The 20,013-nt window shown below is 31.8% G+C and carries 18 protein-coding genes; 12 read left to right on the top strand and 6 right to left on the bottom strand.

The genetic code is table 11. From position 1 onward, the window contains the following. Positions 1 to 180: 180 nt before the first annotated feature. From AAEO59_RS04070 to AAEO59_RS04060, 3 genes are all read left to right on the top strand, one after another. Positions 181 to 1,380 (top strand): alanine dehydrogenase, encoded by a 1,200-nt coding sequence (locus AAEO59_RS04070; protein ID WP_341699464.1) that lies wholly within the window; start codon positions 181 to 183, stop codon positions 1,378 to 1,380. Positions 1,381 to 1,417: 37 nt separating this feature from the next. Further along, positions 1,418 to 1,795 (top strand): DUF4258 domain-containing protein, encoded by a 378-nt coding sequence (locus AAEO59_RS04065; RefSeq protein ID WP_341699463.1) that lies wholly within the window; start codon positions 1,418 to 1,420, stop codon positions 1,793 to 1,795. A gap of 120 nt (positions 1,796 to 1,915) precedes the next feature. Then, the gene (locus tag AAEO59_RS04060; RefSeq protein WP_341699462.1) at positions 1,916 to 2,437 is read left to right on the top strand and encodes a hypothetical protein; all 522 of its coding nucleotides are present in this window, start codon (positions 1,916 to 1,918) and stop codon (positions 2,435 to 2,437) included. Here AAEO59_RS04060 and ung read toward each other — a convergent pair. After that, positions 2,430 to 3,107: a uracil-DNA glycosylase gene (gene ung, locus AAEO59_RS04055; protein ID WP_341699461.1), complete on the bottom strand. Its 678-nt coding sequence runs from the start codon at positions 3,105 to 3,107 to the stop codon at positions 2,430 to 2,432. The genes AAEO59_RS04060 and ung overlap by 8 nt on opposite strands. A 112-nt stretch (positions 3,108 to 3,219) precedes the next feature. Here ung and AAEO59_RS04050 point away from each other — a divergent pair, with 112 nt between their 5' ends. The 3 genes from AAEO59_RS04050 to AAEO59_RS04040 all read left to right on the top strand — a co-directional run bounded on the left by AAEO59_RS04050 (position 3,220) and on the right by AAEO59_RS04040 (position 6,597). Beyond that, positions 3,220 to 5,385 (top strand): endonuclease MutS2, encoded by a 2,166-nt coding sequence (locus tag AAEO59_RS04050; protein ID WP_341699460.1) that lies wholly within the window; start codon positions 3,220 to 3,222, stop codon positions 5,383 to 5,385. Positions 5,386 to 5,490: 105 nt separating this feature from the next. After that, positions 5,491 to 6,117 carry a carboxypeptidase-like regulatory domain-containing protein gene (locus AAEO59_RS04045; protein ID WP_341699459.1) on the top strand — a complete coding sequence of 209 codons (627 nt, stop codon included), beginning with the start codon at positions 5,491 to 5,493 and terminating at the stop codon, positions 6,115 to 6,117. Between the two features lie 66 nt (positions 6,118 to 6,183). Then, positions 6,184 to 6,597 carry a thiol-disulfide oxidoreductase DCC family protein gene (locus AAEO59_RS04040; protein WP_407934916.1) on the top strand — a complete coding sequence of 138 codons (414 nt, stop codon included), beginning with the start codon at positions 6,184 to 6,186 and terminating at the stop codon, positions 6,595 to 6,597. Positions 6,598 to 6,659: 62 nt separating this feature from the next. On the opposite strand, the gene AAEO59_RS04035 is transcribed toward AAEO59_RS04040, so the two are convergent. Then, complete coding sequence (locus tag AAEO59_RS04035) at positions 6,660 to 7,829, bottom strand: proline dehydrogenase family protein (protein WP_341699458.1); 1,170 nt, start codon at positions 7,827 to 7,829, stop codon at positions 6,660 to 6,662. A gap of 92 nt (positions 7,830 to 7,921) precedes the next feature. Between AAEO59_RS04035 and aroB the strand changes: the two genes are divergently transcribed. From aroB to AAEO59_RS04005, 6 genes are all read left to right on the top strand, one after another. Next, positions 7,922 to 8,989, top strand: coding sequence for a 3-dehydroquinate synthase (gene aroB / locus AAEO59_RS04030; protein WP_341699457.1), 1,068 nt, complete (start codon positions 7,922 to 7,924; stop codon positions 8,987 to 8,989). A 295-nt stretch (positions 8,990 to 9,284) separates the two neighbouring features. Continuing rightward, a complete protein-coding gene (locus tag AAEO59_RS04025; RefSeq protein WP_341699456.1) occupies positions 9,285 to 10,679 on the top strand; it encodes a type III PLP-dependent enzyme domain-containing protein in 1,395 nt (464 codons plus the stop codon). Positions 10,680 to 10,784: 105 nt separating this feature from the next. After that, a complete protein-coding gene (locus AAEO59_RS04020; protein WP_341699455.1) occupies positions 10,785 to 11,756 on the top strand; it encodes a deoxyhypusine synthase family protein in 972 nt (323 codons plus the stop codon). A gap of 10 nt (positions 11,757 to 11,766) precedes the next feature. Further along, on the top strand, positions 11,767 to 12,165 hold the full coding sequence (locus AAEO59_RS04015) for a DNA primase (protein WP_341699454.1): 399 nt from the start codon (positions 11,767 to 11,769) through the stop codon (positions 12,163 to 12,165). A gap of 70 nt (positions 12,166 to 12,235) precedes the next feature. Further along, a complete protein-coding gene (recQ, locus tag AAEO59_RS04010; protein WP_341699453.1) occupies positions 12,236 to 14,350 on the top strand; it encodes a DNA helicase RecQ in 2,115 nt (704 codons plus the stop codon). Positions 14,351 to 14,356: 6 nt separating this feature from the next. Further along, positions 14,357 to 14,833: a DNA-deoxyinosine glycosylase gene (locus AAEO59_RS04005; RefSeq protein WP_341699452.1), complete on the top strand. Its 477-nt coding sequence runs from the start codon at positions 14,357 to 14,359 to the stop codon at positions 14,831 to 14,833. 2 nt (positions 14,834 to 14,835) lie between these two features. Here the strand turns inward: AAEO59_RS04005 and AAEO59_RS04000 are convergent, their stop codons facing one another. The 4 genes from AAEO59_RS04000 to AAEO59_RS03985 all read right to left on the bottom strand — a co-directional run bounded on the left by AAEO59_RS04000 (position 14,836) and on the right by AAEO59_RS03985 (position 19,764). Beyond that, positions 14,836 to 15,351 carry a DinB family protein gene (locus AAEO59_RS04000; protein WP_341699451.1) on the bottom strand — a complete coding sequence of 172 codons (516 nt, stop codon included), beginning with the start codon at positions 15,349 to 15,351 and terminating at the stop codon, positions 14,836 to 14,838. A 6-nt stretch (positions 15,352 to 15,357) separates the two neighbouring features. Further along, positions 15,358 to 17,943, bottom strand: coding sequence for a phosphoenolpyruvate carboxylase (locus AAEO59_RS03995; RefSeq protein ID WP_341699450.1), 2,586 nt, complete (start codon positions 17,941 to 17,943; stop codon positions 15,358 to 15,360). 110 nt (positions 17,944 to 18,053) lie between these two features. Further along, the gene (locus AAEO59_RS03990; protein ID WP_007139244.1) at positions 18,054 to 18,533 is read right to left on the bottom strand and encodes an Lrp/AsnC family transcriptional regulator; all 480 of its coding nucleotides are present in this window, start codon (positions 18,531 to 18,533) and stop codon (positions 18,054 to 18,056) included. A 76-nt stretch (positions 18,534 to 18,609) separates the two neighbouring features. Continuing rightward, a complete protein-coding gene (locus AAEO59_RS03985; RefSeq protein ID WP_341699449.1) occupies positions 18,610 to 19,764 on the bottom strand; it encodes a M14 family metallopeptidase in 1,155 nt (384 codons plus the stop codon). Between the last annotated feature and the right edge of the window lie 249 nt (positions 19,765 to 20,013).

Below are 20,013 nucleotides of genomic sequence, written 5' to 3'. Positions count from 1 at the left end.
TCAGTATTTTAAATTGATTTTTTGTGTTTTTCCGAAAATACTTCTTAAGAGAAAACAACAAAACTATTAAAAATCTAACTTTATGTTAATTAATGAATTCGTTTACGTTTTTATCATACTATAAAACTTATTTTTTTAATCTTTTTATGTAATTTTACTTTTTTAATTGTACCAAAAACGATGTCAATATCAATAACTCCATTTACAAAACAACAGTTGTTACCTCAAGAAGAGAAGCTGGAAGTAGCCAAAAAAAAAGGTGAACTATTTATTGGTATTCCAAAAGAGACCAGCTATCAGGAACGTCGTATCTGTTTAACACCTGATGCGGTAAGTTCGTTAGTATGTCATGGACATCGCGTAATGATTGAATCAGGAGCAGGAGAAAGTGCCAGTTATTCTGATAAAGAATACTCTGAAGCCGGTGCAGAAGTTACAAAAGATACCCAAAAAGTATTTGGTTGTCCGATGATTTTAAAAGTCGAACCACCTACAATTGCTGAAATCAATATGATGAATAATCAAACGATTCTACTTTCGGCAATTCAATTAAAAACTAAGAAAAAAGAATATTTTGAAGCTTTAACAAAGAAAAAAATTACGGCTTTGGCTTTTGAATACCTTAAAGATGTTGACGACACTTATCCGGTTGTAAAATCACTTAGCGAAATTGCAGGAACCGCTTCTATTTTAATTGCCTCCGAATTAATGATTGCTAATGCTCATGGAAGAGGACTACTTTTTGGAAATATTACTGGTGTCCCTCCTACTGAAGTCGTAATTTTAGGTGCCGGAACTGCTGGAGAATTTGCGGCAAGAGCAGCTATTGGATTAGGTGCTAATGTAAAAGTTTTTGATAATTCGATTACCAAATTAAGACGACTTCAAAATAGTTTAAACGAACGTATTTTTACTTCAACTATCCAACCAAAAGCTTTGATGAAGGCCTTAAGACGTTGTGATGTAGCCATAGGAGCCATTCGCGGATTAGAACGTTGTCCAATTGTTGTCACAGAAACAATGGTAGAACACATGAAAAAAGGTGCTGTAATTGTTGATGTCAGTATCGATATGGGAGGTTGTTTTGAAACATCCGAAGTTACTACACACGAAAAACCAACTTTCATAAAGAGCAATATTCTTCATTATTGCGTTCCCAATATTCCTTCCCGCTATTCTAAGACCGCTTCTTTATCAATTAGTAACATTATCACTCCCTATTTATTAAAAATTGCCGAAGATGGGGGCTTAGAAAGTGCTATTCGCTGTGATAAAGGCTTAAAAAACGGGGTTTATACTTACCACGGAATCCTAACCAACAGAGCCATTGGAGAATGGTTTGATTTACCTAATAACGATATTAATTTAATTGTTTTTTAAGTAAACTTTCAATTACCTTTACCCAAAAATTAAATTCATGAAATTTGTACAACGTTTTGCTTACTATTTAGTAGGTTTAGTAATAGGTTGCTTCTTCGTAGCCCTTGTTTTTAGTGGAAAAGATACCCGTTGCAACTATTTCCCAAATGCCCGCGTTTTGAATGATATTAGCAATAAACCTTTTGAATACTCTGCCAGAGCTACTCAGGTTTTAAATGAAAAGTGGGTTGATACAGCCGATATCAGAAACACATTAAAATTTGGTGATGTTGACTTTGATAAAAGTGATACTGAATTTGGGAAAAATACTAAATTATATGTGATCGAAGGACAAACTAAAAACAATACCGAAATCATCATCACTGTTAAAAACGAAGCTAATAAAGCCACTTTAGAGAATATTATTAAAAAATAGATTAGTTACATCATAATTTTAAAATGAGCCATTTAAGTTTCTAATTGAAATTTAGATGGCTTATTTAATTTTTAAAATTCTTAAATTTGATTTACATACCAATTTGAATATTCCTCAAACATGAAATACTTAATCAACTTCTCCTACTTCGTAACGCTCTTTTTCTTATTCACGATAAAAGGAATCAGTCAAAATAAAACCAGACAGGATTCTCTTCGAATTGCTGAAATTAATAAAACGTATTGGAATGAAATAGCAAGAACGGTAAAGGAAGGTGATTTTAAAGGATACGAAGTTTTATGTAATCCAAATGCTGTTTTGGTGGTATCTATTGGCAACAATAAACGTTCACAACCAATGACTGTGGCGTTAGAACATTGGAAGCCTGGATTTTCAAATACTAAAAACGGAATAACTAAAGATGCTGTTAGCTTTCGTTTTTCACAAAGAATAGGCAGTCCAACAACAGCCCACGAAACTGGAATATTTTGTTTCGAATCTACAAATACAGCAACTCAAAAAGCAACAAAACAGTATATACATTTTGAAGCTTTGTTACTAAAACATGGTGAAAAATGGTTAGTTGAAATGGAATATCAAAAATCATTAGCTACCGAAGAAGAATGGGAAGCACTTAAATAAACAACCAATCAATTACTGATTTATTTTTTTCTTTTAAATAAGTATTTGTCTTCGAAAAATGCTTGTTTCCAAACCATTTCCCTTGATTAGCACTCATAGGTGAAGGATGTCCGGATTCGAGAACCAAATGTTTGTTGCGGTCAATTTTGCTACCTTTTTTTTGTGCAAAAGCTCCCCAAAGTAAAAAAACAACTCCTTCTTTTTCATCAGAAATTTTCTGTATCACAGCATCAGTAAAAAGATTCCATTTCAAATGTTTATGACTATTGGGTTTGTCTTTTTGAACTGTAAGAGAAGCATTCAATAATAGGATTCCCTGTTTAGCCCAATGTTCTAAATTCCCCGAAGCAGGCATCATCAAATTATCCAAATCATCGTTTATTTCTCGGTAAATATTTCGCAACGAAGGCGGAATTTTAACACCATCATTAACCGAAAAACACAAACCATTTGCCTCTCCTTCTCCATGATAAGGATCTTGTCCGATGATAACCACTTTTACATTTGAAAAATCACAATAATTAAAAGCGGAAAAAATCAATTCTTTTGGCGGAAAACAAATACCGGCTTGATATTCCTTTTCCACTTCCATCATCAAATCAGAAAAATAAGGTTTTTGTATTTCATCAGACAAAATTACTTGCCATTCTGAGGATAAGTTGAGCTGCATTCTTAAAATTTTCAGACAAAGTTCGTAAAGTTTTTAGCAAACTACACTACAATTACATCTATTTTAACTACTAAACTTTGTAACTTTGACCCTTTACAACTTAGTACACAAAATGATTTCCATTACCGAAAAAACATTACAAGATTTACAGTTTCCCACCATTCTCGAAACCATTTCAGAGATATGTAATACTGAAATTGGTCAAGAAAAAGCTTTAAAAATCACACCATTCAGAGATAAGGAAGATTTGATGCAGGCTTTAAAACAAACTTCAGAATATGTTTCTTCATTTCAAAATAACAATGCGATTCCTAATCACGGATTTGATGCCATCACACATGAAATCAAATTTCTGTCTATTGAAGATAGTTTTCTTGAAGTAGGCAGTTTTAGAAAAATTGCTACACTTTCTTCCACAGTTAATGTGATGCTGCAATTTCTTAAAAAATTTGATGATTATTATCCAAATATCAACGCCAGAGCGTCCAGAGTTGAATTTACTAAGGAAATTGTAACTCAAATTGATGTGGTTGTAGATAAATATGGCGAAATTAAAGACAACGCCTCTCCTGCTCTGTCAGATATTCGCCGAAATATGAATTTGGTTCGCGGAAAAGTGAATCAAAGTTTTGGTGTTGCGCTACAACAATACAATGGTTTGGGTTATCTGGATGATATAAAAGAAAGTTTTGTGCAAAACCGTCGTGTTTTAGCTGTTTTATCAATGTACCGTCGAAAAGTACGCGGAACCATCTTAGGAAGTTCAAAAACAGGTAGTATTGCTTATATTGAACCTGAAATGACTTTGAAATACTCACGTGAACTAAGTAATTTAGAATACGAGGAAAAAGAGGAAATCACCCGTATTTTAAAACAATTATCCAATGTAATTCGGACTTTTGTTCCGCTGCTAAAAGAATATGAGGACTTTTTGAGTGATATTGACGTTATTGCTGCCAAAGCAAAATATGCTAACAAAATCAACGGAATTCTTCCTAATATAACCGAAGAACGTCGTTTATATTTCAGAGAAGCTTATCATCCTATTTTATATTTGACTAACAAACAAAAAAAGGAAATCACCTATCCGCAAACCATCGAATTGCATCAGGAAAACCGAATCATTGTGATTTCGGGACCTAATGCGGGAGGAAAAACTATTTCGTTAAAAACAGTTGGTTTACTGCAACTAATGTTACAATCCGGAATGTTGATTCCGGTTCATGAACGTTCAGAAACCTTTTTGTTTGATCGAATTTTAACAGATATTGGAGATAACCAATCTATTGAAAATCACTTAAGTACTTATAGTTACCGCCTTAAAAACATGAACTACTTTTTGAAAAAGTGTAATAGCAAAACCATGTTTTTAATTGACGAATTTGGTACGGGTTCTGATCCGGAATTAGGAGGTGCTTTGGCAGAAATTTTTCTGGAAGAATTCTATCATCGGGAAGCTTTTGGGATTATCACTACTCATTATGCCAATTTAAAAATTCTGGCTAATGAATTACCATTTGCAACCAATGCCAATATGCTTTTTGACGAAAAATCATTGGAACCGATGTATAAATTAGTACTGGGACAAGCCGGTAGTTCCTTTACATTTGAAGTGGCACAGAAAAACGGAATTCCTTTTGGTTTGATTAATCGGGCCAAAAAGAAAATTGAAGTAGGTAAAGTGCGTTTTGATAAAACCATTGCTAATTTGCAAAAAGAACGTTCCAAACTGGAAAAAACTTCTCAAAATCTGAAAGAGGAAGAAATCAGGGCTCGGGAAGAAGGAAAAAAAATGGAATCCATCAATAGCAAAATCAAGCAAAAACTGGAAAGCTATCAGGAATTGTATGACAGCAACCAAAAAGTGATTTATATTGGTCAAAAAATAGACGATTTGGCCGAAAAATATTTCAATAATAAAAATAAAAAAGAGCTGATTGGCGAATTTTTGAAAATTGTAGAAATTGAAAATTCGAAACGAAAAAAAGCAACTCCAAAAGAAACTAAGGCCAATGTAGCTAAGAAAAAAGAAATTATCGAGGAAGTAAAAGTTCAGGTTGAAGAAATCAGAAAGGAAAAGAAAGAAAAGAAACTGAAACCTGTTGTTGAAAAACCAAAACCGATTTTGAAAGTAGGCGACCGCGTACGAATGTTGGACGGAAAAGCCGTGGGAAGTATTGATAAGATTGAGAAAAATAAGGCTGTTGTAAATTATGGTTTATTTACTTCCAAGGTGAGTTTAGATGAATTAGACTTGGTGGAAGCGGTGAAGAAATAATGTTCAGTAAGTTCATTGTTAGGCACGAAACAATCACTTTTTTATTAGTAATTGGTATTTTTATTTAAGAAACATCTTATATTTACGAAACTAATTAATTAACTGATGAAAAATTCAAACACATTCGTATTTATTCTTCTTTTTGTAAATGCTTTTGCAATTTATGCGCAAAATCAAAATTCAAATAACATTACTGAAAGCCTAAATACTGATAACCCTCATGAACTTTACAAAGCTATAAATGAAAAACCTGAAAATCCTTTATTAATTGTCAATGATTTTATTTGGGGGCATGATAATAGTATTTTAAATCTCTTTGAGCCAAATAATATTAAAGAAGTTGAAGTCTTAAAAGATAAAGATTTTAATATCTATGGTGATAAAGGAAAAAATGGAGTAATAAAAATCACATTGAAAGATCAAAATATTAATACAATTGAAAAATTTAAAGAAGTTTTTGATCTTCTTAACAACAATTCAAAAAAGCAAAAAATTTCAGGAATGATTTATGATTCCGATAATAAACCTATCTCTAATGTTAATATTTCAAATTTAAACAGCAAAGAATCTTTTAGAACTGATTCGAATGGAAACTACTCGTTAATTGCTTATGAAAATGATATTTTAGTTTTCAATTTAAATGGTTTTAAAACAAAAATTATAAAAGTAAAAACTACTAATATTAATATTTTCTTGGATACTAATCCGAAATCGGAGATTTATATCAGATAATTTAACATAATGAAATCAAAGCAATAAACTTCATGAGATTGCTTCGTTTCTCGCAATAACCACAAAATGCAAAACCTACCTAAAAACAAAAAAATAATTCTCTTTGATGGCGTTTGCAATCTTTGTGATTCGGCGGTACAATTTATCATCGAAAGAGACAAAAAGGATATTTTTCGATTTGTGGCTTTACAATCTGAATTAGGTCAGGAAATTTGTAATTACATTGGTATAGACCAGAAAACTACGGATAGTATTATTTTGTACGAACCGGGAAAGGCTTATTATTTAAAATCGGATGCTGCCATAAAAATAGCTGCCGAATTTCATTCTATTTATACTTTATTGCAGATTTTTAAAATATTTCCAATAGGAATTCGGGATTCCATTTACGATTACATTGCTAAAAACCGCTACAAATGGTACGGCAAAAAAGAACAATGTATGATTCCTACTCCGGAATTAAAAGCTAAATTTCTATAAACAAAAAAGCTGTCGAAAAACGTATCGTTCCGACAGCTTTTTTTATTATGTAAACAGTTTTATTAACCGTTTTTTCTTCTTTTACGTTCTTTTTTCAACATCTTCAGTTCGCGACTGGTTTGTCCGGCAACAGAAGTATTTTCTTCAGCACGTCTGATTAAATAAGGCATTACATCTTTTACCGGTCCAAAAGGCAAATATTTAGCCACATTGTATCCGTTGTAAGCCAAATTATAACTGATATTATCACTCATCCCATACAATTGACCAAACCAAACTCTACAATCCGTTGCTTGGATTCCTTTTTCCTCCATCAACTGCATTAAATAATAGGTGCTTTCTTCATTATGAGTACCTGCAAAAATGGCCATTTGCTCAATATTTTCCATCATATACACAATGGCTGCATCATAATTGATATCTGTTGTTTCTTTTGAAGGACAAATTGGAGTTGGATACCCTCTTTCTGCCGCACGATTATTTTCTTTTTCCATATAAGCACCACGAACAATTTTCATCCCAATATGAAATCCTTCCGTTTTAGCTTCTTCGTGTAATTTTTTCAGATAATCCAAACGATCCCAACGGTACATTTGTAATGTATTAAAAACAATCGCTTTTTCTTTATTGTATTTGCGCATCATATTGGCAACGATATCGTCGGCCGCATCCTGCATCCAGCTTTCCTCTGCATCAATCAATAAGGCTACGTCTTTTTTATGAGCTTCAATACAGATTATATCGAAACGTTCCACCACTCTATTCCATTCAGCCTGTTCAGCAGCTGTTAAGGCAATTTTCGATCCTACTTTTTCATACAAATCTATTCTCCCGATTCCGGTAGGTTTAAATACAGCAAATGGAATAGCTTTGCGTTCCTTAGCAAAATCAATAGTTTTTAGCGTCATTTTCAATGCTGCTTCAAACTGATCTTCCTCTTCTTTTCCTTCCACGGAATAATCCAAAACGGAAGATACTCCTTTGGTGTACATTTTATCAACAACTGAAAGACAATCTTCTTCATTTACACCTCCGCAAAAATGATCAAAAACGCTGGCACGAATTAATTTTTCAACAGGAAGATGTACTTTTAAAGCAAAGTTAGTCACCGCGGTTCCAATACGAACTAAAGGCTGACTGGAAATCATCTTAAATAGAAAATAAGCTCTATCTAATTCGGTATCGCTCTTTAAAGCAAAAGCTATTTCGGTATTTTTAAAAATCTTTTTCATTTATTTTACAAAATTTGGAACAAATATAGCAGAGTTATGAATAATAATTAATCGAAAATGCCTTATTTTGCATTTCAAATTAATTAATGACAATGCAAACAATCCAAGCCAATAATTATCCTATCTATTTTAACGAAAATGCTACAGAAGCTTTAAATCTACATATTCGTAATAATAAATTTTCAAACATCTTTATTATCGTAGATAGCAACACTAATGAGTTTTGTTTACCAAAATTATTACCGGAAATTGAAACCGATTTAAATGTTGAAATTATAGAATTTGAAGCGGGTGAAGAAAATAAAAACATTGAAACCTGTGTTGAAATCTGGAAGGTACTTACGGAACTTGGTGGAGACAGAAAAAGTTTGGTTCTAAATTTAGGTGGTGGTGTTGTAACTGATTTAGGTGGTTTTGTGGCATCAACATTTAAACGTGGTGTTGATTTTATCCACATTCCTACTACTTTACTTTCTATGGTAGATGCTTCTGTTGGTGGAAAAAACGGAGTTGATTTAGGAAATTTAAAAAATCAAATTGGAGTAATCAATGTACCTAGTATGGTGCTTATAGATACACAATATTTAGAAACTGTACCACAAAATGAAATGCGTTCCGGTCTTGCCGAAATGTTGAAACACGGTTTGATTTACGATAAAAAATACTGGGAAGAATTTCTTGATATATCAACAATTGATTTTGACGCGCTTGATCAATTAATCTATAGATCGGTTGAAATCAAAAACGAAATAGTAAAACAAGATCCTACTGAAAAGAATATTAGAAAAGCCCTGAACTTTGGTCATACCTTAGGACATGCGATTGAAGGATATTTTCTTGAAAGCGAAACAAAAACTACCTTACTTCACGGAGAAGCAATTGCTGTAGGAATGATTTTAGAAAGTTTTATTTCTTGGAAAAAAGGACTTATATCTCAAGAAGAATACATCCAAATTAAAAGTGTTTTAAAATCAATCTATGAAGATGTGATTTTTGAAGAAGAAGATATGGAACCCATCATGGAATTGCTAATCCATGACAAAAAAAACGAATACGGAAGTATTCAGTTTGCCTTAATTGAGGGTATTGGAAAGATTAAAATCAACCAAGAAGTTGAGAATGAATTGATTCTTAAAGCCTTTGAAGATTACAAATCTTAAGTGTTTTTTTTAAAAAAAAGGATTGCATCACTTATATATTATTTTTTACATTTGTCGCAATGAAAAAAAATCAAAGACAAAGAAATCACAACTCAAATCAAAACGTTGACAAACGTTCTTTCTTAAGAATGTTAAAACGTTCTAATTATGTGTTAAGTCATTTTATCTTTGATGTATTTCAGATTTTAAACTTAGAAAACGAAAAACTACAGATTATTTATGCAAATATTAGGGTTTAAATTATAGTCTAATTGAATTTGTCAAACTATAATAAAAACACAAATCCCTAAACAAAATGAATACTAAATATTCGGACTTAATTAATCAAACCTATTACTTCCCTCAAGAAGAATTCAAATTAAACAAAGACAACCTTCAATTTCACAACATCGATTTGATGAAGTTGGTTGAAAAATATGGAACACCATTAAAGTTTACATATTTACCTCAAATTTCAAACAACATCAACAAAGCCAAAAGCTGGTTTCGTCGCGCGATGGAGAAAAACAAATATGAGGGAAAGTACTACTACTGCTATTGCACTAAAAGCTCTCACTTTGAGTTCATTATGAATGAGGCTTTCAAAAACAATATTCACGTAGAAACATCTTCTGCTTTTGATATCAATATTGTTGAGAATCTTTTGCAGAATGGTAAAATAAACAAAAGCACTTACATTCTTTGTAATGGTTTTAAAAGAGACCAATACGTTACTAATATTGCCCGATTAATCAATAACGGACATAAAAACACTATTCCGATTATTGATAACTACGAAGAGTTAGATTTACTTCAGGCAGAAATTAAAGGAAAGTTCAAAATTGGAATTCGTATTGCTGCCGAGGAAGAACCTAAATTTGAGTTTTATACCTCAAGATTAGGTATTGGTTACAAAAACATTGTTAACTTTTACAGAAAACAAATTCAGGAAAACACAAATCTTGAATTAAAAATGCTTCACTTTTTCATTAATACCGGAATCAACGATACCGCTTATTATTGGAACGAATTAGTAAAATGTATCAAAGTATATATTGCTCTTAAAAAAGAATGCCCTACTCTTGACGGATTGAATATTGGTGGTGGTTTCCCTATCAAAAATTCTTTGGCTTTTGAGTATGATTACCAATACATGATTGACGAAATTATCAATCAGATTAAAATTGCCTGTGATGAGGCTGAAGTAGATGTTCCGCATATCTTTACCGAATTTGGATCTTTTACTGTTGGTGAAAGCGGTGGGGCAATTTATCAGGTTCTTTATCAAAAACAACAAAATGACAGAGAAAAGTGGAACATGATTGATTCTTCATTCATCACTACTCTACCTGACACTTGGGCTATCAATAAGCGTTTTATTATGCTTGCTGTAAACCGCTGGAACGACACTTACGAAAGAGTACTTTTAGGTGGATTAACCTGCGACAGCGACGATTACTATAACTCGGAGCAAAATATGAATGCTATTTATTTACCTAAATATAATAAAGAAAAGCCACTTTATATTGGATTCTTTAATACAGGTGCATATCAGGAAACTATCGGAGGATATGGAGGTTTACACCACTGTTTAATCCCTCAACCTAAACATATTCTGATTGACAGAGACGAAAATGGTATACTGGCTACAGAAGTTTTTTCAGAGCAACAAACCTCTGAAGAAGTATTAAAAATTTTAGGCTACAAATAATAAATAATTAATAAATACAAGCTTTAGTAGATTTATAATTTCATTATATTTGAACCGGTTTAGATTCAAAATACGACAATTTACTAAACATTTAAATCCCATAAAATGAGTAAAGGACCTATCAGTCAATTTATTGAAAAACATTATTTACACTTCAATTCAGCAGCATTAGTTGATGCCGCTAAAGCATACGAAGAACAACTTGCCAAAGGATCTAAAATGTTAGTGAGTATGGCAGGTGCAATGAGTACAGCTGAAATTGGAAAAATTTTCGCCGAAGTTATTCGTCAGGATAAAGTTCAAATTATTTCTTGTACAGGTGCTAACCTTGAAGAGGATATCATGAACTTAGTGGCTCACTCTCACTATGAAAGAGTACCTCATTATCGTGATTTAACTCCGCAAGACGAGTGGGATTTATTAGAAAGAGGATTAAACCGTGTAACAGATACTTGTATCCCTGAACACGAGGCTTTCCGTAGATTACAAAAACATATCTACAAAATCTGGAAGGATGCTGATGATAAAGGAGAACGTTATTTTCCTCATGAATTTATGTACAAAATGTTACTTTCAGGTGTTTTAGAAGAATACTACGAAATTGACTTAAAAGACAGCTGGATGTATGCTGCTGCTGAGAAAAATTTACCTATTATTGTTCCTGGATGGGAAGACAGTACAATGGGGAACATTTTTGCTTCATACGTAATCAAAGGAGAATTGAAGGCTTCAACTATGAAATCAGGTATTGAATACATGACTTTCTTAGCTGATTGGTATACAAAAAATTGTGAAAACGGAATTGGATTCTTCCAAATAGGTGGAGGTATCGCAGGAGATTTCCCTATTTGTGTTGTACCAATGTTGTATCAAGACATGGAGATGCATGACGTACCGTTCTGGAGTTATTTCTGTCAAATTTCCGATTCGACAACTAGTTACGGTTCTTATTCAGGAGCTGTTCCTAATGAAAAAATTACTTGGGGTAAACTAGACATCAACACTCCTAAGTTTATTATTGAATCAGATGCTACCATTGTAGCACCATTAATTTTTGCTTATTTATTAGATTTATAATACCATTTTTATGAGAAGAGTTATAGTTGAGTATGCTAAATTGACAAACGAAATTTTAAACTTATTAGTTGAAAAATTTCCTGATGGATATGACGACGAAGATATCATTCGTTTTAAAAATGCTAAAAACGAATTAGTAGAAGCTGTTGAAGTTCGCACTGAAGACACTATATACTTAGTAAAAGTGAGTACTAAATTAGCTGACAGAATTGAAAACTTTGATGAAGATGATGATATCGATGATGTAATCGAACCAATCGCTCCTATCAAAGGTTTAGATTTGGATGACGACATTAATGATGACGACGATGACGATGATGATAGCGACAAACCTGAACTTGATGACGAGGATGATGAAGATGGTGATAGCAAGGACATCGCTGATGACGACGACGAAGATGAAGATTAATTCATAAAACAAAACACAAAAAAGGAACTCAAAAAAAGAGTTCCTTTTTAATTTTTAGCCAATCACAACAATGATCTCTTCTGCAATATTACACACTACACTTAAAGAAAATTTTGGTTTTGAAAAATTCAGAACTAATCAAGAAGCAATCATCAACACCATATTAAATACTCAGGATTGTTTAGCAATCATGCCTACCGGAGGTGGAAAATCGATTTGTTTTCAATTACCAGCCTTATTGCTTCCAGGCATTACGGTTGTAATTTCTCCGCTTATTGCTTTAATGAAAGATCAGGTCGATAGCTTGAAAGCCAATGGAATTGCTGCCTGCTACATCAATAGTACTCAAACAGATGAAGAACAACAAAAACATATTGATAATTTAAAAAATAATACAGTAAAACTTATTTACATTGCTCCGGAGAGTTTATCCTATCTGGATAATATTTTTAGCTTACTCACGATAAGTTTAATAGCAATTGACGAAGCGCATTGTATTTCATCATGGGGACATGACTTTAGACCCTCTTATACCAATTTAGGTTATCTAAAAAACCGCTTCCCTTCTACTCCAATATTAGCTTTAACTGCTACTGCTGATAAAGCTACACGTCAAGATATTAGCAATCAATTAAATTTAAAAAATCCGGCAGTTTTCATCGCTTCTTTTGATCGAAAAAATCTAAGCTTGGAAGTTCGTCCTGCATTGGATCGAGTAAAACAAATTATTGATTTCATCGATTCAAAACCTACTGATTCGGGTATTATTTATTGTCTTAGCCGAAAAACTACCGAAGAACTTGCTGAGAAACTTCAGAAAGCTGGGATCGCAGCCAAAGCGTATCATGCAGGTTTAGATGCCGAACTTCGTTCTAAAACTCAGGATGATTTTATAAATGATGAATGCCAGGTGGTATGTGCAACCATTGCATTCGGAATGGGAATTGATAAATCCAATGTTCGTTGGGTAATTCATTACAATTTGCCTAAAAACATTGAAGGCTATTATCAGGAAATTGGTCGTGCAGGTCGTGACGGTTTAGCGTCTGAAACTATTTTATTCGAAAGTTATGGTGATTTGATCCAATTACAAAAGTTTGCTTCACAAGGACAAAATGCAGAAATCCAGTTAGCCAAACTGGAACGAATGAAACAATATGCCGATGCACAAAGTTGTCGTAGAAAAATATTGCTTTCCTACTTTGGTGAAATCGTAACCGAAAATTGCGGAAATTGTGATGTTTGCAAAAATCCTCCTGCTTTTTTTGACGGAACTATTCATGCTCAAAAAGCACTTTCGGCCATTATCCGCCTTAATGAATCAGAACCATTACATGTGATTGTTGATTTTTTAAGAGGTTCTAAAAACGCTTATATTTACGAAAAAGAGTACCAGAATTTAAAAACTTATGGTGTAGGTATCGAAACTTCTTGGCACGACTGGAATCAATATATAATTCAATTAATCAATTTAGGTTATTGTGAAATTGCTTTTCATCAGCAAAACAAAATTAGACTTACTCCACTAGCAAAAAAAGTTTTGTTTGAAGGTGAAAAAGTACAACTCTCCACAGTTCAAAAACCAACAGAACAAAAGAGCGAAAAAAGCAACAATAAACTAAAAGTTGCCAATAATTCTCTTTTTGAAACCTTACGAAAACTACGTTACGAAATAGCAACCGAAGAAGAAGTACCTGCTTATGTTATTTTCAGCGATGCTACTTTACGCCAGATGGAAATTAATCGACCAATGAGCGAAGAAGAATTTATAATAATTGATGGTGTTGGAAAAACCAAACTGGAAAAATATGGCAACGCATTTATAAAAGCTATTATTGCTTTTCAAAAAGATAAAAAGATTAAAACTAAAAAAGAATCCAGCACTTATAAAGAAACTTTAACTTTGTATCAGGAAGGTTTACCAATTGATGAAATTGCTTCAAAAAGAAAATTAGGCATTGGAACCATTATGTCACATTTAGCTAAATTATATTCAGACGGAGCTGCAATTGATTTACACCAATTTGTTTCAAAAGAAGAAGTTAACTTAATTGCCAAAGCTCAAATTAAATTAGAAAAACCTTCAGCTCTAAAACCCTATTTTGATTATTTCGAAGAAAAAATGGCTTACGAAAAAATCAGACTGGCTTTAGCCATTATTGAAAAAGAAGAAAATATAAACTAAGTTTTTATGATTTATTCCTTTCCTCCTTTTGTTAATTCAGATACAGAAATTTTAATTTTAGGAACTATGCCTGGAATTGCTTCTTTAAAAAAACAGGAATATTATGCGCATCCGCGCAATCTTTTTTGGAAAATCATTTATACGCTATTTAATCAATTACCAGTAGCTAACGTTTTCGAAGAAAAAATAAAAGTATTACAAAAACATAAAATTGGAATCTGGGATGTTTTGGAAAATTGCGAACGTAAAGGAAGTTTAGATATTCACATTAAAAATCACAAACCAAATGATTTTGAAAGCCAATTGAAGCAATACCCTAATATCAAAAAAATCATCTTCAACGGAAAAGAAAGTCATCGCTACTTTATTAAAAATTTCGGGCAAATAAAAGGCATTACTTATTACGTAATGCCTTCTACAAGTCCTGCTAATACAATGTCATTTGAAAACAAGTTAGAAATTTGGTCTTCTTGTTTTCAATAATATTACAAATACCTTTCTTTAAAAACTTTTTGATGATGCTTTAAATGTCCAATAATAATAAAACCAATCGCACGTACTGAAATATCATTATTTGAAGCGACTCCTATTCTTTTTAATTGTTCTTCCGAAAAACTTTTAAAAAGAGCCAAAGTACTTTGACGAACAATTGACAACTCAGTCAATAAGCTTTGCAAATGTCGACTATTAGCTTCCGTATTTAAAGCAAATGCATTTTCATCAAATCCCGGTAAAGCGGTTTTATCATTTCTGGAAATCCGTAATGCTCTGTAAGCAAAAACACGCTCAGTATCAATGATGTGCTGAATAATTTCTTTAATCGTCCATTTGCCTTCAGCATAACGATAATCAAATTTATCCATTGGAATATCCTGAACAAAACGAATAAAATCATGAAGACTTATTTCTAAGTCTTCATATAAATCTCCGTCTCCAGCTGCTTTTATATAAGTAGCATTGAATATCGAGTACTCGTTTTCAGGAATCTCAATTGCTTTCATAAAAAATTAAGCTGAATTTCTACTTGCATTGGTATTACCAAATAAAGAACGCATTACGATTTTTTCGTAAACTTTAATCAGTTTTTCATCCGGATTTGCTTCTTTATTCAATTCATTAATACGCAATAAGGCATATTGTTGAATTGTTAACAAAGGCAATACAATACGTTCTCTGATTTGAATTGAAGCTATACCGTCAGGGTAATTTTCCATCAATTCTTTATGTCCTGCAATTTTCAACAACAATCTTTTAGTTTCTAAAAACTCGTCATAAATGTTTTGCCAGAATTCTCCAAATTCAGGATCGTTTCTCATGTAGGCTGTTAATGGGAAAAATGACTTAGCCAATGACATCATACTATTTTCTAACAATGTTTTGAAAAACATAGAACGGTTGTACAAGTCCTGAACTTTATCCCATTGATTAGTTTCTTCAAAATGCTTCAAAGCCGAACCAACACCGTAGAAACCTGGGACATTTTGTTTCAATTGACTCCATGATCCCACAAATGGAATAGCTCTTAAATCTTTAAAATCTAATTTTTCAGACTTACTTCTTTTTGAAGGACGACTTCCAATATTAGTTTTAGCATAATATTTCAACGTACTCATTTTTTCTAAGTACGGGATAAATTTATCATGATTCTTGAAACTTAAATATTTTTCATATCCAAGCTCAGATAACTGAGTCATTGTTTCTTTATCACTATCTGATAATTTATTCAAATCTTTATTAAAAACCTGATTTGTTACACCGGCACTCAATAAGTTTTCTAAATTATGACGACAAGAATCTAAAGTTCCAAAATTAGAACTAATAGTTTGTCCTTGAACAGTTACCTGAATTTCTTTATTTTCAATTTCAGGTCCTAAAGAAGCATAAAACTTATGTGTTTTTCCTCCTCCACGAGCAGGTGGTCCACCACGTCCATCAAAGAATATTACTTTAATTCCGTATTTTCTTGACATAGCCGTAAGCTGTTCTTTAGCCTGATAAATACTCCAGTTTGCCATTAAATAACCACCGTCTTTTGTACCATCAGAGAAACCAAGCATAATAGTTTGCTTCATACCTCTGTTAGCCAAATGCTCAGCATAAACCGGATTTGTATACAATTGCTCCATAACATTATGCGCATTTTGCAAATCGTCTACTGATTCAAATAAAGGCACAATATCAACAGATGGATGCTCCCAATTACTCAATCTGAATAATGCATAAGCTTCTAAAACGTTTACTGCATTTTCATTATTACTAATGATATAACGGTTAGCACCTAATTCACCATTAGATTTTTGAATTTGTTGAATCGCTCTGATTGAATCTATCGTAGATTGTGTCATTTCATTTTTAAAATCAGCCGAATTCAAATTCCCTTTTACCTGAGTTAAAACTTCACATTTTTCTGCTTCAGATAATTCATAATAGTTTTTAGGGAAAACTTCACTTCCATTTGCTAAATAGAAATCAAAAATATCTCTGAATACTGCATCGTGTATTTTACTATTCTGACGAATATCTAATGTTGCAAAATGGAATCCAAATAAGTTTACTTTTATCAATAAAGCTTCTAATTCATCAACATATAAAGATTGATGTTGCTCTACTATAATAGTTTTAATTTTATTTAATTGAGATTTAAACTCTTCTAAAGTGATAAAAATTTCACCTGTAGAATAGAAAACTGAACGGTATAATTTATTTTCAAGCTCTGCAACTAAGAAATCTACACCTGAGAAAGTTAGTTTTCTCTTTAAGTTTCTCATTTCAAAATAATAACATTTTAAAATAGAAGTTCTTAAACGATCAGCAACTTTAAGGGTGATGTCTGTAGTTACAAATGGATTTCCATCTCTGTCTCCTCCTGGCCAGAAACCTAGTTGGATAATAGGATTCTTAATATTTCCATTTGGAGCAATATTTGTTTCTAAATAGTGCATCAAATCTCCTGCAGTATTGTAAAATACATTTTCAAGATACCAAATCAAACTTACCGCCTCATCAAAAGGATTTGGTTTTTCATTTTTAATAAAAGGTGTTTTTCCTAATTGTGCTAAAAGTTGCTTGATTTGCAACAGATTATTATCACGAATAGCTTGAGTCAAATCGTTGATAATTCCTAAAACCGGACCAGGATAAAACTGTGTAGGATGTGCTGTTAAAACTGTTCTTACATTGAAGTTTTCCAAAAATTCAGCTAGTTCTTCGTTTTTACCTCTAGCTTCTGATTTTTCTTTAATATCTCTTAAAGAACCGCGTCCCTCCATATTATTTACAATTGGAAAAGCGGCATCTTCTATAGCATCAAACAATACAATCTGACGTTCGATATATTGGATAAAACGAAACATTAAATCAATTTTATCTGCCTCTACATCAGTATGTAAATATTTTTTAGAAAAGAATTCAAAAATCTCCTTTGGTGTTTCCATTTTTTTATACCCTGTATCACAAACCTCTGTAAAAAGAGGTAGTAAAGCACCTGTATTATCAATTGAGTCAAAAGGTAAAGTAATGAAAACGCTGTTGTAAATATGATATTTAGAGAGAACGTTTTGATTGAAACGTTCTATTTTAGGGAGCGTATACATAAATTATGTTTAATTATTTAGTTAATTGAGTTGTTTTGTGATTTTTCTATAAAAAATTACCCCAAGAGTAAACTTGAGGTATTTATTACAAATAACATTCAAGTCAAAAATTACATGTTTTTGAAAATAGTATGCATCAAACGCTTCTTATCGTTGATACTTTCTTCAAGAGAAATCATAGTTTCAGTTCTATAAACACCATCAATGTCATCAATCATAAAGATTACATCTTTTGCATGTTTAGTGTCTTTTGCTCTGATTTTACAGAAAATATTAAATTTTCCTGTAGTTACTGAAGCAACAGTAACAAAAGGGATTTCATTAATGCGTTGTAAAACAAACTTAGTTTGCGAAGTGTTATTTAAAAACACACCTACATAAGCAATAAAAGAATAGCCTAGTTTATCATAATCCAACACTAAAGAAGACCCCATGATAATCCCAGCATCTTCCATTTTTTTAACCCTAACATGCACAGTACCAGCTGAAATCAATAATTTTTTAGCAATATCCGTAAACGGAACTCTGGTATTATCTATCAACATGTCTAAAATCTGATGATCTACTTCATCTAAACGGAACTTACTCATATTTCTTTAATTATATTATTTATTATCATTTTAAAGCATAAAAATATACATAAAAATGATAAAGTCATGCAAAAAATTACTTTTTTATTAATCCATTGACAAATTTATATTCTTTACCTAAAGAAAAATTCGCTTTTTGATCAATTTTTGGAAAACTATTTAGGTCATCATTATATAAAGCACCTTGAGCATCAAATTCTTCATGTCCAAAGAAACCTTCTAAATCATCAATTTTAGCTATGTAAGCATTAAAATTGATCTCTCCATCTATTAATTCTTCTTTATACTGAGCAGCAAAATTCGTTAATTTTTCATTACCATCATAATTTATTTTAACCTTTTTATATATAAAATCATAAAATACGACTTTATTTTGAGGAATATTCAAATATTCTTCTGTTCTATTAATATCTATAACGTTTTCGCTAAGTTTTGTAAAACTAGAAACTAAAGCCATAAATATATATTTTCTAGTAACTTCTCTGTGATAATCCCCTTGAAAATGTCCTGCTTCAAACAAAATAGTTGGCACACCTAAATATTGAAAAGTATCCCCTATACAATTAATATTGAATGAATCGTCAAAACGCCCTACTTGACCTGGAATAAACTGCTGCAATACCGAATTCATTTCAGCTATAATATTAATTGCTTTTTGTCTTGAATCATTAATTTCTCTCTCTTGATTATAAGAAGGTGCTAAAAAAGAAACTGTAGCTGGTTTTCCCGTATCAGCAACACCAAATATTGTACGCTGATCATGAAGATTATAGCAATAATCAGGTTTGAAATCTTCAAAAACAGCTCTTAATAATTTACTTTCCGGTTGCGTCAAATCTTGAGAATCTCTATTTAAATCAATTTCATTAGCATTAGCCCTAGTGTATAAAAAAGCCCCATCTGGATTGAGCATTGGCAGACAACAAAAAGTAAAATGAGATAAAAACTTTTGCGCCAAATCAGAACCATTATGAAGCAAGTTTAAAAAATCAAACAAAGCTTTTGTTGTGGTACTTTCGTTACCATGCATTTGTGACCATAGGTAAATTTTAGTTTTTCCTTCACCTATATTATATTTATAAATTGGGCGACCTTGTACAGACTGACCAATAATTGAGAGTTGATTATTAGTGTTGATTTTGTTTAATATCGGTTCAATTGACTCTAATGTCAAATAACGACCTTCAATAGTTTTTTCTTTATTTTCAAGAAACAATTGTTCTAAATTCATATCTGTTTTATTTTGATTTACAAAAGTAAACATCTTTATTTTTACATTTGTAAATATAATATTTTTGAAATATTTCAATATTGTAAACACACTTCGATAAAGTAAATATAGCTCTATTCGAAAAGAAATTGACAAATGTTACAATACACATAAAACATTACTAAAAACATTTATTTCAGTTATTTAAATATTTATATATCAAGTTTAAATTGAACCTTTTCAGCCTGTAAACAGCTGTTTACACGTGTA

It is taken from the genome of Flavobacterium flavipallidum (assembly GCF_038289905.1).
Lineage (GTDB): Bacteria > Bacteroidota > Bacteroidia > Flavobacteriales > Flavobacteriaceae > Flavobacterium > Flavobacterium flavipallidum.
The sequence above is the reverse complement of the archived record's forward strand: the minus strand, read 5'-3'. Positions and strand labels throughout refer to the sequence as shown.

Bases quoted from the DNA above. Each gene is read 5' to 3' on its own strand.
- aroB (WP_341699457.1), top strand. From the start codon at position 7,922: ATGCAAACAATCCAAGCCAATAATTATCCTATCTATTTTAACGAAAAT.
- AAEO59_RS04000 (WP_341699451.1), bottom strand. From the start codon at position 15,351: ATGAAAGCAATTGAGATTCCTGAAAACGAGTACTCGATATTCAATGCT.
- ung (WP_341699461.1), bottom strand. From the start codon at position 3,107: ATGCAGCTCAACTTATCCTCAGAATGGCAAGTAATTTTGTCTGATGAA.
- AAEO59_RS04040 (WP_407934916.1), top strand. From the start codon at position 6,184: ATGCAAAACCTACCTAAAAACAAAAAAATAATTCTCTTTGATGGCGTT.
- AAEO59_RS04070 (WP_341699464.1), top strand. From the start codon at position 181: ATGTCAATATCAATAACTCCATTTACAAAACAACAGTTGTTACCTCAA.
- AAEO59_RS04005 (WP_341699452.1), top strand. From the start codon at position 14,357: ATGATTTATTCCTTTCCTCCTTTTGTTAATTCAGATACAGAAATTTTA.
- AAEO59_RS03985 (WP_341699449.1), bottom strand. From the start codon at position 19,764: ATGAATTTAGAACAATTGTTTCTTGAAAATAAAGAAAAAACTATTGAA.
- AAEO59_RS04065 (WP_341699463.1), top strand. From the start codon at position 1,418: ATGAAATTTGTACAACGTTTTGCTTACTATTTAGTAGGTTTAGTAATA.
- AAEO59_RS04015 (WP_341699454.1), top strand. From the start codon at position 11,767: ATGAGAAGAGTTATAGTTGAGTATGCTAAATTGACAAACGAAATTTTA.
- AAEO59_RS03995 (WP_341699450.1), bottom strand. From the start codon at position 17,943: ATGTATACGCTCCCTAAAATAGAACGTTTCAATCAAAACGTTCTCTCT.
- AAEO59_RS04025 (WP_341699456.1), top strand. From the start codon at position 9,285: ATGAATACTAAATATTCGGACTTAATTAATCAAACCTATTACTTCCCT.
- AAEO59_RS03990 (WP_007139244.1), bottom strand. From the start codon at position 18,533: ATGAGTAAGTTCCGTTTAGATGAAGTAGATCATCAGATTTTAGACATG.
- AAEO59_RS04035 (WP_341699458.1), bottom strand. From the start codon at position 7,829: ATGAAAAAGATTTTTAAAAATACCGAAATAGCTTTTGCTTTAAAGAGC.
- recQ (WP_341699453.1), top strand. From the start codon at position 12,236: ATGATCTCTTCTGCAATATTACACACTACACTTAAAGAAAATTTTGGT.
- AAEO59_RS04060 (WP_341699462.1), top strand. From the start codon at position 1,916: ATGAAATACTTAATCAACTTCTCCTACTTCGTAACGCTCTTTTTCTTA.
- AAEO59_RS04045 (WP_341699459.1), top strand. From the start codon at position 5,491: ATGAAAAATTCAAACACATTCGTATTTATTCTTCTTTTTGTAAATGCT.
- AAEO59_RS04020 (WP_341699455.1), top strand. From the start codon at position 10,785: ATGAGTAAAGGACCTATCAGTCAATTTATTGAAAAACATTATTTACAC.
- AAEO59_RS04050 (WP_341699460.1), top strand. From the start codon at position 3,220: ATGATTTCCATTACCGAAAAAACATTACAAGATTTACAGTTTCCCACC.